At 58.1% G+C, this 12,270-nt stretch carries 9 protein-coding genes; 6 read left to right on the forward strand and 3 right to left on the reverse strand.

Annotated features, from left to right (window positions below; all coding sequences use genetic code 11):
• Positions 1 to 13 precede the first annotated feature (13 nt).
• The 3 genes from KF814_10890 to KF814_10900 are packed head-to-tail and all read left to right on the forward strand — an operon-like array spanning position 14 to position 3,119.
• A complete protein-coding gene (locus tag KF814_10890) occupies positions 14 to 787 on the forward strand; it encodes a proteasome subunit alpha (protein ID MBX3236651.1) in 774 nt (257 codons plus the stop codon).
• Entirely contained in the window at positions 780 to 1,592 is an 813-nt protein-coding gene (locus tag KF814_10895; GenBank protein MBX3236652.1) for a hypothetical protein, read from the forward strand. Before KF814_10890 ends, KF814_10895 begins: the two co-directional genes overlap by 8 nt.
• A gap of 24 nt (positions 1,593 to 1,616) precedes the next feature.
• Positions 1,617 to 3,119, forward strand: coding sequence for a proteasome accessory factor PafA2 family protein (locus KF814_10900; protein MBX3236653.1), 1,503 nt, complete (start codon positions 1,617 to 1,619; stop codon positions 3,117 to 3,119).
• On the opposite strand, the gene KF814_10905 is transcribed toward KF814_10900, so the two are convergent.
• A complete protein-coding gene (locus KF814_10905; GenBank protein MBX3236654.1) occupies positions 3,109 to 4,095 on the reverse strand; it encodes a hypothetical protein in 987 nt (328 codons plus the stop codon). The two genes, KF814_10900 and KF814_10905, sit on opposite strands and share 11 nt — an antisense overlap.
• Before the next feature lie 26 nt (positions 4,096 to 4,121).
• Positions 4,122 to 4,631, reverse strand: coding sequence for a hypothetical protein (locus tag KF814_10910; GenBank protein ID MBX3236655.1), 510 nt, complete (start codon positions 4,629 to 4,631; stop codon positions 4,122 to 4,124).
• Positions 4,632 to 5,082: 451 nt separating this feature from the next.
• Here KF814_10910 and KF814_10915 point away from each other — a divergent pair, with 451 nt between their 5' ends.
• Entirely contained in the window at positions 5,083 to 6,369 is a 1,287-nt protein-coding gene (locus KF814_10915; protein ID MBX3236656.1) for an iron-containing redox enzyme family protein, read from the forward strand.
• Positions 6,370 to 6,647: 278 nt separating this feature from the next.
• Positions 6,648 to 9,653 carry a GAF domain-containing protein gene (locus tag KF814_10920; protein ID MBX3236657.1) on the forward strand — a complete coding sequence of 1,002 codons (3,006 nt, stop codon included), beginning with the start codon at positions 6,648 to 6,650 and terminating at the stop codon, positions 9,651 to 9,653.
• Between the two features lie 54 nt (positions 9,654 to 9,707).
• Here KF814_10920 and KF814_10925 read toward each other — a convergent pair whose 3' ends face one another.
• Positions 9,708 to 10,646, reverse strand: coding sequence for an alpha/beta fold hydrolase (locus tag KF814_10925; GenBank protein MBX3236658.1), 939 nt, complete (start codon positions 10,644 to 10,646; stop codon positions 9,708 to 9,710).
• A 169-nt stretch (positions 10,647 to 10,815) separates the two neighbouring features.
• Between KF814_10925 and KF814_10930 the strand changes: the two genes are divergently transcribed.
• Positions 10,816 to 11,463: a class II aldolase/adducin family protein gene (locus KF814_10930; GenBank protein ID MBX3236659.1), complete on the forward strand. Its 648-nt coding sequence runs from the start codon at positions 10,816 to 10,818 to the stop codon at positions 11,461 to 11,463.
• The last annotated feature ends 807 nt before the right edge of the window (positions 11,464 to 12,270 follow it).

Below are 12,270 nucleotides of genomic sequence, written 5' to 3' on the forward strand. Positions count from 1 at the left end.
AACGAGGTAGGAGATGGGGATGCAAGGGGATTTCTTTCAGCTCTTGAAGGAACAGGGGTATCGGTTTGGGAATCCGGCTACGGTCAACGGGGCCGGCGCGGAATTGACTCAGGCGACGACGATTCTGGCATTGCGCTATCGCGACGGGGTATTGGTCGCCGGTGATCGGCGGGCCACAGCCGGTAATATGGTGATGTACGACCGGACAGACAAGGTACTGGAAATCGATCGCTACAGCGTGATGGCCATTGCGGGGGTGCCGGCCACCGCCTATGAAATGGTCCGGGTGTTGGAGCATTCGTTCAAGTACTATCGGCGTACACAATTGCAGGAACTCAGCTTCGAGGGCAAATTGCGCGCCGTGTCCAAACTCCTCAAAGAGAACGTGGCGGCGGCGTTGGCGGGTACCGGTGCGGTGGCTCCGATCTTTGCCGGGTATGATCACGACCAGGGCGCGGCGAAAATTTATTTCTACGATATTCTGGGGGCCGAGTTCGAAGGGGTCGAGTATGCGGTGTCGGGGTCCGGCTCACCGACCATTCGAGGAATTCTGCACTATATGAATACTTGGGAGGCCCCCCTGGCCACGCTGGACGAAGAACAGGCGACCATCCAGGCGCTGCGACTGCTGACGAGCGCGGCGGAGTTCGACAGCGCGACCGGAGGGGTGAATCGAGAGTCCAATCTTTATCCGGTGATCAAACTGATTACCTCGGCCGGTGTGCGGCCGATAGAGGATCAACAACTCAAGGCTCTGTTCGAAACGAAGGTGGCACGCCATGTATGACGAACCCTATCGGTGGGTGGAGGCGGTCGGCAATCGTCGCCAGTACCTGGATGAGCAATTCAAGCAAGGCGCTCCGGTGGTGGGAGTAACCTACGATGACGGCCTCGTCCTCGTGACGGTGAGCCGCGGCACGCCGAAGCTGTATGAAATTTATGATCGGATTGCGCTGGGAGGGATGGGCCATCCAGCCGACTTGGAAAAGCTGCGCTTCTCGCTGCTGGAGATGGCCCACGTCGAGGGCTTCAACCGGTCGCCGTCGGACGTGACGGGAACCAGGCTGATGAAGTACGGGTTGGCGCCGGTGATCAAGCAGGCCTTCGAGGAGATCTATAAAGCGCCCTTCATTGTGAAGATTCTCCTGGCGGAACTGGGGCAAAAGCCGGAACGCGATGTATTTCTGACGATCAATTACGACGGGACGTTCGAGGAAACCCGGCGCTGGGCGGCGTTGGGTGCCACGACCGCGGTGCAGCGGCACATCGGCCGCTATCTCGATGCGCAGACGGGATCAGGCCGGGGAACCCTGGCACAGACGGTTGAAGCGGCCCTGTGCGCCTGGTCCGTCGGATCGCTTGCCCAGATGGAGACGGCCGATTCCGGCGCCGAGGCGCCCGCGTCGGACGCGACTGCGGCGGACCTGCCCGGCAGGGACAGGCTTTTGTCGCACTTACGACGGACGGTGGCGGAAAAGTCGGTGGAATGCGTCGTCCTCGAGCGGAGCGGGCGTGGCTCGTCGCGTTATCGTGCCCTCGGGGCGGACGAACTGGGGGCGATGTTGCCGGCCGTGCTCAAATCGGAGCCATAGCCGGCATCGAGGTTGTCGTTACCAATGCTGAACCGTATTTTTGGTCTGGAAACTGAATATGGATTGCTGGTCAATCAGGATCGGCCGGACCACTCGCCTTCGTGGGTGGCCCAGCGGATCCGGGACCATATCTTCCAGAGCCGACGGCGGGGGATTCTCGACCTTCACCATCGAGGCCATGACGAGCCGCCGGGAAACGGCGGTTTCTTGACCAATGCAGGTCGGGTGTATCTCGACATGGGGCATCTCGAATATGCCTCGCCTGAATGCACGACGCTCACGGATTTGGTTGCTGCCGATCGGGCCGGCGACCGAATCATCCAGGGCGCGGTGGCCGAGCTGGGCTTGGAAGACACCGTCTCCATCATCAAGAACAACATCGACCATGAGACCGATGCGACCTTCGGGTCGCACGAAAACTATCTGGTCTCCAGGCGGTTTCCATTTTCTCGCCGTGGCCTCACCCCGCTGGTCACCTTTTTGGTGACGCGGCAAATCTTCACGGGCGCCGGACGCATCGGATGTGCCAGCGATCCCAACGAATGGGTGCAGATCGGCGGCCTCTTGCTTCACCGTCCCGGCCTGCGCGATGCGCGCAATCGCCTGCTGTTGCCGTATCAGATTTCACAGCGGGCCGATTTCATCGTGAACGATTTTTTCGAGTGGGTGCAGCACAACCGGGCGATCGTCAATACGCGGGATGAACCGCTGGCGGATCCGAACCAGTACCGGCGGATTCACTTGCTCTGCGGCGATTCCAACATGGCGGAGTACGCCACCGCCCTGAAGATGGGCACGACCGGACTGGTCCTCCAACTGATCGAGGCAGGGCAGGCGCCCGCCGGTCTTGCCATCAGCGATCCCGTCGATGCGTTACAGGAGATTTCGCGGGACGCCGATCGTACCTGGGAGGTGCGATTGGAAACCGGCCAATCCATCTCGGCCATCGATATTCAGGAGCAGTTTTGGATGGCGGCCGACCGCCATTGCCGTGGCCAGGATGAGGAAACGGATTGGGTGTTGGACCAGTGGGCCTCGGTGTTGGCCGGGCTGCGTGGTGATTACCAGGGACTGGTGGGACGGGTGGATTGGGCCTCGAAACTTTGGCTCCTCGAAACCTATCGGGAGGCCGAGGGGGCCGAGTGGGATGATCCGGTGCTGAAAAGCTTGGATCTCGAGTACCACAATCTGCATCAGGCCAAGGGCCTCTACTTTGGGTTGGAAGAAGAAGGGCGTGGTCTTCGCCTCACGACCGATCGCGTGATCACGATGGCCGAGGACAACCCGCCTCGTAACACGCGGGCCTTCGGCCGGGGGGAATTGATTCGCCATCTGTTGGGGGCCGGCTCCTCGACGGGTTTTGAGTCGTCGGGCGGGGAAGAAGAGGAAATGCCTTGTGACTATGTGATCAACTGGTCGAATTTCCGGCTGCGAGGGGCTGCCCCGTTCTTCATGCCGGACCCGTTCAAGACGTATGTGCAGGAAGTACGTCGCTACGTGGGCGGGCCCCAACCGGCTAGTGCCTGAAGCCGAGCCGCTCCAGCGTGCTCTTGGGCACGTCGAATGAAAAGCGGAGCTGGACTGCCAGGTACTTCTGGACCAACCCCGACTGATCGAGTGGACGATCCTCCTCCCGGTAGAACGCCAGTTCCATTTCCTTCCAACGTACCGCGATCCCCACGATCCAATCCAACTCCGATGGGTTGACCGCACTGCTCGCATCGCGATCCGTGAAGAAATTCATATCCCCGTACAGCACGACTTTGTTTTTGTATAGGTCGAGGTCGGCGTGGGCGACATACCGGAAAAGGGCGCGTCCGGTGTTATTGGGGCGGGCGAAATAACTGCTGTTATGGAACAGCCAGCCGGCGCCTGCATAGGCGGTGAGGTTTTGGTTGGGGAAGGTCTTCCGCCACCAGGAGGAGTCCTGCACAGCCTGGAAGCGCGCAGTGACCAGCGCGTCCGCATAGGACTGGATGATTCCGCTTCGATCAAGCGGGGCGTCCCGTTCGTATTGAAGGCGCCATGAGAAACGATCGATGATGCCGGTAAAGGCGTAGGTGCCGTCCCACTCCGACAGCCTGATCCAGCCGTTGGTCCGGTCCGAGAAAAAATTCTGATCGGTATAAAACGTGAGATATTGTTTGTAGAGATCGGTCTCGAGATGCAGCATGTGGCGCATGCCGACGAGGCCGGAATTGTCTGGTCTGGCGGCGAAGGTGGGGTTTCTGACGAATGCGGCGGTCAGCAGATATCCACCGAATAAACTCTCTTCTTCTTCCCGCTCCTCATGGTCGGTTTCTTCCATCGAAGGAAGTGGGCGACCGTATTTTTCCAAGCCGAAGGCAGAGCCGGGGATCAACGGAAGGGCGGTTAGGACGGCAAAGCTCAGTGTGAGGATCCAGGCTTGCAGTGGCGTGCTCACACCGATGTGTTGAGCCGGCTCAACAGGGCCTGACGAGCCGCCACTGCACCCCGGCTTACGGCAGTCGATTGTCGCCATGACGGGCCGCGTTCCTCGCCTTCCTGCTACTGGCAATTGGCAAATATTTCTTCGCAATCGTTGGATGCGTCGACGGAGTTGGGGACGAATCGGTAGCGCACCGCCTCAATGCGATCGTCCCGTAACACGACTGTGGCCCAGCAACCGTGATGGATCCCGGCATGGCTGCCTTTCGACCCCACCACCGATTCCTCGAGCATCGGCGCTTCCCGATAGTACCGGAGCAGCGTGATCTCACCTTCGGTCGACTGACGCGTCGGAGTACCGGCACAGGACAGCAGCTGGGCTGTGGTCTTGCCCGGCATGGCAGATTGAATCGGATAGCCCTCCGTCACCGGAGGGGCACTGGCGCAACCGCCGAGCTCCGTCAACAGCAGGAAAAGGATCCCGAACCGGAGGAGCTTGGCGCCAGCTGTCGCTGGTGTCTGTGAACGCGAGGCCATCTTGCTGAGCTGGATAGCACAGGGCTGCAGGGAAAGACAATCCTGCGTGTAGAGTGACTCGGCGTGAGGCGTGTCGGTTTCGGAGTTGCACACTGCCTGGATCTCCCTAGAGCCGTCCGGCCTGGGACGATCGGGGCCGTGATGATCTAGGTGTTTTCCTGTGGGAGAAGGTTGTATTTGAGTCAATAGAGCCGTTCGTTCATTGACAATCGAATTCCATTCGATTAAGTAAGGACATCGTATCCGAGACGATTCGTCATCCCTGCGTGGGCCAGTTCCATGGTCACCACAACTTTCATGCAGCCCATCGCGCGACGTAGTCGGCCGTGATGTGCGTCTCTCGCGCTAACATTCATTGCGGACTCATCAGTGCGGGCCTGTAATGTGATCCTCCCCGCGGGGAAGATCATTCTTGTAGCGGGTCATCTTTTTTTTACAGATCGCAATCATGTTCAACCTGCCGGCGTAGACCACGACGCTCGTCAGTGGTTGTATTCCCGCCACCGCTCGTGAGGCTGCCGGTTCTCACCGAAGGAGGGGCGCCATGCCCAAAAAGGGAAATGCGGTCTATCCAAAAGGGAAGCTCGGAGAGGTTCAGGCCGACGAAGGCAGTGAAGCGGCTAGGCCGAATCCGGTCCTGATCGGGATTCCTGTCGTCGTGCGGGTTCAAGGTGGCGCGCCTGAGTTTGAGGGTGTGACCATCTCGGTCAGCCCGGAGCGGATCCGGTTTGCCACGAACTGTCTCATGCGATCGGGCGCGCCCCTGTCGCTTCAGTTTCGTGTCGGGACCGGCGTGTGTTACCTCAACGTGTCGGGGCAGGTGATTTCCTGCATCCCGGCCGGACCGGATCATTCACACAAGTTCGTTGTCGAGATTCAGCTGGCGGCGGTGCGCGAGTTCGAGCGGCGGATGTTGCAGTCAGCCCTGGAGGAAGTGCTTCAAGATGCGCTGATGAAGAAGGACGCCTTGCTGACGATCCACGGGACGCACGACAGTCTGGCGGAGGAGGCCACTCGACTACTGGAACAGACGACCGTGACGCATGCCCCCGCGCGGCGCGAACCATCGCCGAAGATGCGGGCCACGGAAGGCGGGGCCGACCCAGTGTGGGTGATGGAGATGAAGCGGGAGCTCAAGCCTTACTGGGAGGCCGTCCTCGAGACCCGCTTGGTCCAAGAAGCCTCCACGGCGACGCTCTCGCTGCCGCAAATGAAGGGTTGGCTGCTTCAGCTTTATCCTTTCATCGAGACTTTCCCCAAATGGATTGCGCTGACGATTGCCCGGGCGTCGGATCACAAGACGCGCACGTTCATGATCGACAACATCCGTATTGAAAAGCGGCATGCCGCGCAGTGGGTCCATATGGCGCAGGGGTTCGGGATTCCTGAAGCGGAGATTTTTGCGGTCGAGCCGCTGTTGGAAGTCGAAGCCTTGACGCATTGGCTCTGGTCGATCAATACGCAAGGATCATTGGCGGAAGCGGTGGCGGCAACCAATTATGCGATCGAGGGAGTGACACAAGGAATTGCGAAATTGACCGTGAAGGGATTTCCTCGGTATGGAGAGATGCCGGGCATCAGCCTGGACAAACGGGCCTACGCATGGATGGAGAATCATGCGCGTTACGACGAGGTGCATCCGCTCCAAGCGCTGGAAGTGATGAAGTTGTACACCACCCGGGACTTGGAAGAGCGCGTGATCTTTGCGGCGCGCAGGAGCCTCGAGTATCTCTGCCTGGCGTTGGACGTCTGTTACGACCATTTTGCCCAGGGAGAGCCGCTGCCGGGAAGAAGGGCCGGCCGCTCGCAGGCTCGCGCAAGGGTGGGGTGAGGCTGCGCCGGCCTTGCCTTCGGGGCGGCGCGATCTGTGGCTCCCTTTGAGTTCCTCGCGCGAAAGCCGTACAATCATCTCAGTATGCTCATGGCTTGTTCCCTAGTGGGAACTGAGAGGATACGTCCGAGCTCACTGTTTCGCTCGTCCTCGAGTGCAACAGGCCCTGTTGTCCGTTCCCGGCGGACCTGGAGCCGAGTCCAACGGTTCCAGCGTCTGCGTGCTCCTGCCGCTGTTGAGTTCTCGCCTACCCCCTCCCGTGATGTGAGGCTCAATTCATGAACGCTTTCGCTCTGTCAGGATTGTTGACGGGCCTGACATCCCTTGCCTTCGGATACTTCGTGTATTTGAAGGGGCGGGAGCGTGCGGTCAACCGTCTCTGGTTTTACTTCACGCTGTCGGTGGCGGTGTGGGGATGGGGCAGCATGTGGATCGGCCTTGCCCGCACGCCGTCTGATGCGTTGCTGGCCTGGAGGTTGGCGTTTGCCTGCGGCGTGGTGTGGATTCCCGTCCTCTTCGCGCATTTCGTCCATGCGTTTTGTGAATTGCCGCGGACGAGGTTTTTCACGGCTACTTACATTCATGGGGTGCTGTTCGTCCCCCTGGCGTTCACCGATTTCTTTTTTAACGACGTCCGACCGGTGTTCTCCTTTTACTACGCCACGCCGGGCTTCGTATTTCCGTATTTCGTGTTGTGGTGGCTTGCCACGGTCGCCTACAGCCATCTCTTGTTGATTGCGACCGGAAGCCACCGGACCGGACAGAAGCGGACCCAGGTCTCGTATTTCCTGCTCGCTACCTCCATCGGGTATATCTTCGGCGCGCTCGACTACCTTCCAATCTTTTCGATCGACCTCTATCCCTATGGAAACTTCGCGATCGTCCTGTATCCGGTCATCATGACCTACGCGATCGTGCGTTACCGGTTGATGGACATCAGCGTCGTCCTCAACAAGGGGCTGGCCTATGCGATCGTGCTGGGCATCATCGTGGTGGCGACCTCGATCGGAGCCGTATTGAGTAACCGCGCGACGGGGCATTCGACGCCGCCCCTGCTGGCCGGCACCCTGTTCTTGATCTGCGGTCTCTGGGTCTTCAGCAACAACCCCCGCGCGTTACCCAACGTGACCTTCAGCGCGCTGTGCGGGGCGTCCTGTCTATGGCTATTCGGCTGTTTCATGCTCTTCTCGGCTTCGCACGAGGATGAGGCTCAGTTCTGGACAAGGGTGATCTATACGGGTGTCGTGTTCGTACCCGCTTTGGCCTATCACTTTGCCCAAAGTCTCGTGGGGATGGCCAGGCAGGACCGTCTGGTGCGTTGGCACTATGCAATCGGATTACTGTTTTTCATGTTGACGATGACCGATCTGCTGCTGGACGGCCACTATGTGTACTATTGGGGTCGTTACCCCAAGGCCGGGATGTTGCACCCGGTGTTTGCGGCCTATCTCCTGGGTACCGGCGCGTTGACGCTGTACCGGCTCTACGAAGGCTATCGGCTGTACGCGGGGACGACGCCGCTTCTGGCCTCGCAACTGAAATATACCTTGGCCGCCCTATCGCTTGGGTTCACCGCCTCCATCGATCTGCTGCAAAATTACGGGCTGGGCATCTATCCCCTCGGCTATCTCATGGCAGGCCTATCCGTCACGGTCGTGGCCTACACGATCGCCAGGTACGAACTTATGGACGTCTCTTTCGTCCCTAACCGGCCGAAGGTGATGTTGTCGATCAAGCTGCTCGGGCTCATTCCCGCGTATCTGGTGATCTTGCTGACGATCAAGATGTTTACGGGGACGTTGTACTATCTCTTGGCGGGCGTGCTGTTCGCCCTATTTGTGATCGTCGCCGGCGGGTTGGCGAATTTGCAGAAGGGGGTCGAACGTGCCATTGGGCAGACCCTGTTTCGGGAACGCTATGACGCCTACGATACGCTGGTGCAGTTCTCCAAATCACTGGTCTCGATCCTCGAACTCAAATCGCTGACGAAAGAAATCGTGCAGACGCTGGCTCGCGTCATGAACATCAGGACTGCTTCGGTCTATGTGCTCGATAAGGAACAGGGGATCTATGCCTTGGCGGCTTCCTACGGATTCAATTCGAGGGATCGGTTGGTGTCCTCCATCAAGATGGACGGCGAACTTCCCAAGGCGCTGATCCGGACTGATACGGCTCTCGTACGGGAGGAGATTGAATACGAAAAGGTCGACGAGGAGTATCTTCGCCTATTGGATCGGTTGCAGAGTCTGGAATCGGAAGTCTGCATTCCGCTCGTCAGCAAGGAGCGGCTGGTCGGATTTTGCAACCTGGGCCGCCGAACAAATCAAGGTATGTATTCCTCCGAAGAGTTGAGTTTGCTGAAGACGTTGGCTCAGCATGCGGCAATTGCGATCGACAATGCCTTGCTGTACGAAGACCTCAGGCGGTCGCAGCTTCTGATGCGCCGCACAGACCGGCTCCGGTCCTTGGAAACCATGGCCGGCGGGTTTGCGCATGAGATCAGGAATCCGCTGACGTCCATCAAGACGTTCGTGCAGCTGGCGCCTGATCGCCGGGACGATGTCGAATTCATGGAGCAGTTCAGTCAGGTGGTGTGCGAAGACGTAGAACGCATCGAGCGCTTGGTGCATGAAATCCTCGACTATGCCCGGTACATGACGCCCAAACTCACCCAGGAGAATCTCAACGATGTCGTGGCCTCCTGCCTGTACTTCATCGAGGTCAAGGCCAGTAGCAAGGCGATCACGATTCAGAAGGATCTCGCGCCGGATCTGTCGTATGTTCGGTTGGACCGCCAGCAGATCAAGCAGGTGCTGCTCAACCTCTTTATCAATGCGATGGAAGCCATGGGGGACCAGGGCGGGAGGCTGACGGTCAAGACCAGGAAATTGATGAAACAGGTGAACGAGCCGTGGGTCCAAATTGAGGTGGAGGACAGTGGGCCGGGTATCTCACCTCGTGACCTCGAACATATTTTCGATCCCTTTTATACGACCAAGCATGAAAGCGGCGAGCGGGAGGGGACCGGCCTTGGTTTGACCATCGCGCACCAAATCATCCAAGAACATGGCGGGTACATCGAGGTGTCGAGCGAAATCGGTCATGGCACTACGTTCATGGTCAACTTGCCGGCCAACCCACCTGTGAACGACTGGCAAGCTCGTCAGCCTGGGTTCGAGGCAGAACAAAAAATGCCGGTGTCCGGGATTTTGGCGGGGCCGTCCCTGGCGCCGGATCTAGATTTCGGAAAAGCAGACCCCATCAGCAAGCCGGTCACGCCCTAACCCTCCTCAGTCCGACCGGATCGAAATTTTCCAAGACCGCCCTCTCGACTTCGGCTACAACCGACGCGTGTCGGCGGAGATAAGTTCAATGATCCGGTTCTCTGCCCAGAAGCGATCTTCTCCAGGCCGGCTCCGTTGAAAAAACCCACAGTGTCCGCCAAACCTTGTCGCGCTCACGGTGATCAACGGATTGCCCGTGATCGCAGGAACCGAGAACATCGAAAAGGGGATGAAGGGGTCATCTTGAGCCGTCAGGATCACGGTCGGTACTAGGACGTCTGACAGGACATGCCTGGCCCCCGATCGATCGTAGTAGTCCGTGACGTCACGATAGCCGCCGTCCGGCGCGGTGTAGACATCATCAAACGTCCGGATCGTGTCGATCTCCTCCATCGAGTCAAGATTCCATTTTCCCGAATCCATGGCGGCTTTCCGACGGACGCGTGCCTTCAAGCGGTTGAGAAAATAATCATGGTATAGCCGATTCTGCGGTTCCTCCAGGGCTGCGACACATTGGGTTGGATCGATATTGGGGCAAACGGCAATCACGCCCAAGAGAGCCCGAAGAGATGCCCGTGCTTCTCCGGCCATCTTTAACGCGAGATTTCCACCCATCGAATAGCCGACGAACCATAAGCGGTTCAGTCTGTCTTCCTCGGTTAAGATTTCAATCACTCGTCGAAAATCTTGGCTCAGCCCGCTGTTGTAGAGTCCTGGTGTCAGGGCCTCGGATCCTCCGCAGGTGCGTTGGTTGAGCCGGATGACGTTTACTCCTGCCCGCCACCCCTTGGCCGCGAGTGCCGTCATATAGTGAGACTCGCTGGAACCTTCGAGGCCATGGAGGAGCAGTATCGTCGGAACCCGAAGATGGTCGGCCTGCCAATGGCAATAGCCCAGAATTCCGGTCTCGGGGGTGACCTGAAAGACCCGTCGTTCCGTCGGCACCGAGGCGAGCACGTTTCCCCTCGGCCAAAACTTGGGGAGTATCGTCATTGCGTGCCGGTTTCTGAGGGCAGGGGCGGGAATGAAGCCGGAGGGGTCGATCATCGGCACACTATATACAATCTCCCTGTTTGAGGACAGCAGCCTGCCACTGAATCATGCTTAAGCGTCGGCCCGAAAGAGCCGATACATAGCGGGGGCTTATACAAAGGGAGGCAGCATGTTGACGGCGATTGGGGATGTGATGCGGCGGTGCTACGAGCGCAGATGGATCACGACCAGGGACGGTAATATCAGCATGCGAAAGCGTGGTGGAAAGTATCTCTATATCACGCCGTCCGGATGGAGGAAGACTATTGTGCATCCCGAGCATATCGTAAAACTGGAAATCATCCAGGATGCGGCGACCGGAGCCTCGATGCCAAAAGTGGGAGATCAACAGAAGCCTTCGGGGGAGTTGTGGATGCATTGGAATCTGCAACAACGTACACCGAAGACTCGTACCGTGGTTCACGTCCATGCAACCCATGTCGTTGCAGCGATTTACGCGGGGCTGGACTTACAACGCATCAGTCAGGAATTTCCTGAAATCTCTCGCTATACACGTGTCGGACCGACGGTGCCGTTTCTGCCGGCCCTGTCTCGTGAACTTGCGGATGTCACGACAGAGTGTTTGGGCTTACGTCACGATGGAACCTTGGCGTTCGACATCGTGGGGCAAACGAACCATGGCGTCTGCGCGGTCGCACAGGATCCCTGGGCAGCCTACGAACACATCGAGCGACTCGACCATATCTGCGAGATCGTCCTAAAAAGCGGGATCGTCAAGAGGCGAAACGGAAACCAGGGGGAAGTGCAAGCGGCTTGAAGGCTGCTGCAGCATGATCTTCTGACGGGCAGGAGGGATCTGATTGGCTCCCCGGTCTGTACCCCAGTCGGACCATTAAGTTTGCTTTACCACGCAGTGCATAAGCTCCTTCACAGCCACATTTGCCCTACCTTGGTATATGAACATGCAAGTTGACGACCTAACCCCAAACAACGCTAACCCGATTGCTTAGGTTCTAGTGCAAGAAGTTCACTAATTGACTCCGGAATTCTGTCAAACCCCTGGTGTCTTTTGTTCCCCGGGAAATATGTGCCAGCAATTGGAATCATAGAACTCTCCGTCTTTACCCACCAAACACGTCGACAAATCTCTTCAATCCTTGATGGGATGTTCAATTCGAAAGTTTTAGAAACCGCCTTCATCGCTAATAATCCCAGCGCTAGGATTCGTTTAGGCTGTGCGATTTGTATCTCAGATCTGAGATGCTGTGCACAGTTGCCAATAGCCATCCCGTGGGGAGCGTGATCCTTATTCCCCTTGTGCGACGGACATTTGGCAGCGGGGACAAGAAAGTACTCGGCGGAGTGGAAGTCTCTCACTGAAGTAAACTTTCTGCCAGTGACGCAAAGCAAAGCCTCGAAGAGACCTTGACGCATTTTGTCAGCCGTACTTTCATCCCAGAAATAATCGCCACCCCAAGGCGGAGCCACGCTAACAAACAAGATTTGAGTTGGATTAGGGGGCGAATACAGGGGATGTCGCTTGGCTCCCAACGGCACATGAAGGTAGGGCACCGGGCCTTGTTCGCACCGACGGCAATCATCGATTTGGTTTTGGACCTCTACC

This window comes from Nitrospiraceae bacterium (assembly GCA_019637075.1).
GTDB lineage: Bacteria > Nitrospirota > Nitrospiria > Nitrospirales > Nitrospiraceae > JAHBWI01.

Coding starts and splice junctions, on each gene's coding strand:
- KF814_10890 (MBX3236651.1), top strand. CDS start 14: ATGGGGATGCAAGGGGATTTCTTTCAGCTCTTGAAGGAACAGGGGTAT.
- KF814_10895 (MBX3236652.1), top strand. CDS start 780: ATGTATGACGAACCCTATCGGTGGGTGGAGGCGGTCGGCAATCGTCGC.
- KF814_10900 (MBX3236653.1), top strand. CDS start 1,617: ATGCTGAACCGTATTTTTGGTCTGGAAACTGAATATGGATTGCTGGTC.
- KF814_10905 (MBX3236654.1), bottom strand. CDS start 4,095: ATGGCGACAATCGACTGCCGTAAGCCGGGGTGCAGTGGCGGCTCGTCA.
- KF814_10915 (MBX3236656.1), top strand. CDS start 5,083: ATGCCCAAAAAGGGAAATGCGGTCTATCCAAAAGGGAAGCTCGGAGAG.
- KF814_10920 (MBX3236657.1), top strand. CDS start 6,648: ATGAACGCTTTCGCTCTGTCAGGATTGTTGACGGGCCTGACATCCCTT.
- KF814_10925 (MBX3236658.1), bottom strand. CDS start 10,646: ATGACGATACTCCCCAAGTTTTGGCCGAGGGGAAACGTGCTCGCCTCG.
- KF814_10930 (MBX3236659.1), top strand. CDS start 10,816: ATGTTGACGGCGATTGGGGATGTGATGCGGCGGTGCTACGAGCGCAGA.